The sequence below is a fragment of the Caulobacter sp. CCH9-E1 genome, from assembly GCF_001556515.1.
Classification (GTDB): domain Bacteria; phylum Pseudomonadota; class Alphaproteobacteria; order Caulobacterales; family Caulobacteraceae; genus Caulobacter.
Genome location: NZ_LSJA01000190.1, coordinates 1 through 1,851, shown reverse-complemented (window position 1 = coordinate 1,851; position 1,851 = coordinate 1). Strand labels below are relative to the sequence as shown.

2 protein-coding genes are annotated in these 1,851 nt (G+C 70.6%); one reads left to right on the top strand and one right to left on the bottom strand.

Going from position 1 to position 1,851, the window contains the following annotated elements:
- Positions 1 to 52 precede the first annotated feature (52 nt).
- Positions 53 to 1,276 carry an acetyl-CoA acetyltransferase gene (locus AX690_RS11710; protein WP_066682136.1) on the bottom strand — a complete coding sequence of 408 codons (1,224 nt, stop codon included), beginning with the start codon at positions 1,274 to 1,276 and terminating at the stop codon, positions 53 to 55.
- 99 nt (positions 1,277 to 1,375) lie between these two features.
- Here AX690_RS11710 and AX690_RS11705 point away from each other — a divergent pair.
- Positions 1,376 to 1,851, top strand: a 476-nt coding sequence (locus AX690_RS11705; RefSeq protein ID WP_197426845.1) for a helix-turn-helix domain-containing protein, incomplete at its 3' end; no start/stop codon positions are given.

Here is a 1,851-nt window from a genome sequence, read left to right as displayed (position 1 = left end):
CCCCTCCGTCGCTCCGCGACACCTCCCCCGCATTGCGGGGGAGGATCTGGCCCTACGTCCCCACGACGAAACTCACCGTCGTCGTGGTCGATCCGCCGATGTTCAGGGTCTGCACCGTCCGCGCGCCCTCGACCTGGTAGTCCCCCGCCCGGCCCGAGGTCTGCTTCCACGCGTCGAGCAGCATCCGCACGCCGGTCGCGCCGACGGGGTGGCCGGTCCCGATCAGGCCGCCCGAGGGGTTGATCGGCAGCTTGCCGCCGATCGCGATGTCGCCCGCCTCGATCGCCTTCCAGCTCTCGCCGGGCGCGGTCAGGCCCAGATGGTCGATGGCCATGTATTCGGTGGCGGTGAAGCAGTCGTGGGTCTCGACCGCATCGATGCCCGAGACGTCCAGCGCCTTCCCGGCCCGGGCGCGGGCGTCCAGGATGGCGCGGCGCACCTGCGGGAACACATAGTCGCTGTCACGCGAGGCCTCCACCTTGCGGGCGTAGCTGAGCGGCGCCGAGCGGTGGCCCCAGCCCTTGATGCGCGGAATGCTCGCCAGCGAAATCCCGCGCTCGTCCGCATAGGCCTTGGCCCGCGCTTCGGAAGCGAGAAACACCACGGCGGTCCCGTCGGTGACCTGGCCGCAGTCCTGCTTGCGCGTGCGGCCCTCGACCACCGGATTGGCGGCGTCGTCGGCGGTGAAGGCCTCGGGGCCAAAGTCCCAGCTCCGCGTCTGGGCGTTGGGATTGCGCCGGCCGTTGGCGAAGTTGACCTCGGCGATAGCCATCAGGTGCTCGTACTTCAGCCCGTAGCGCCGGTCGTACTCGTCGGCGAGGTCGGAGAAGGCGCGCGGCCACAGGAAGCGGGCGTCCTGGAACTCGTGTCCGGCCCAGGCGGCGGCTCCTAAGTTCTCGGCCGCCTTCTGGCCGGGGACGTTGCGCATCTGCTCGATGCCGACGACGCAGGCCAAGTCATAGCGCCCGGCCTCGATCTCGGCCGTGGCCGCCAGGATCGCGACGCTGCCCGAGGCGCAGGCCGCCTCGTGCCGCGCGGTCGGCAGGCCGTCGAAGGCGGGATGGACCAGGCCGAACATGCCGCCCAAGAGGCCCTGGCCCGCGAACAGCTCGGCGGCGAAGTTGCCGACGTGGCCGGTCTCGACGTCCTCCGGATCGAGGTCAACGGCGGCCAGTCCCTGCCCCACGGCCTCGGCGAAGGCGTCGGCCAGTTCCTTGCCCTCGCGCGCCCAGTTGGCGGCGAAGTCGCTCTGCCAACCGCCCAGCACATAGACCATGCCGGCCCCTCCCGTTTGTGTAGTTAGTTCGATTATACAAGTGACTCAGATCAAGTCCATGGCGTTGACACGCCGCGCCGAAGCGTCCCACCAAGCCTCATGGTCCCGCAGAAGGCCCCCGCCGCGTCGCCGGCAATGGTCCGCCGCAGTTCAGCCGCCCGCGCGCTGAACCTGATCGGCGACCGCTGGACCCTGCTGGCGCTGTACGCGGCCTTCATGGGCGTGAAGCGGTTCGACGGCTTCGCGGCCATGACGGGCGTGGCGCGCTCGCTGCTGACCGATCGGCTCAAGCGCCTTGAGACCGCCGGCCTGTTGGCGCGGGTCCTCTATCAATCGCGGCCGCCGCGCTACGAGTACCGCCTCACGCCCATGGGCCGCGACCTCTACGACTCGGCGCTGATGCTGCTGGGCTGGGAGATGCGCTGGCGCTTCGATCCCGGCTGCCCCTCGCACCACATCGTCCACCAGACCTGCGGCCAGCCGCTGCGCCCGGTGCTGACCTGCAAGGCCTGCGGCGAGGTGGTGAAGGTGCGCGACATCACGCTTTCCCCCGGCCCCGGCGCCGGACTGGAGCC

Bases quoted from the DNA above. Each gene is read 5' to 3' on its own strand.
- AX690_RS11710 (WP_066682136.1), bottom strand. From the start codon at position 1,276: ATGGTCTATGTGCTGGGCGGTTGGCAGAGCGACTTCGCCGCCAACTGG.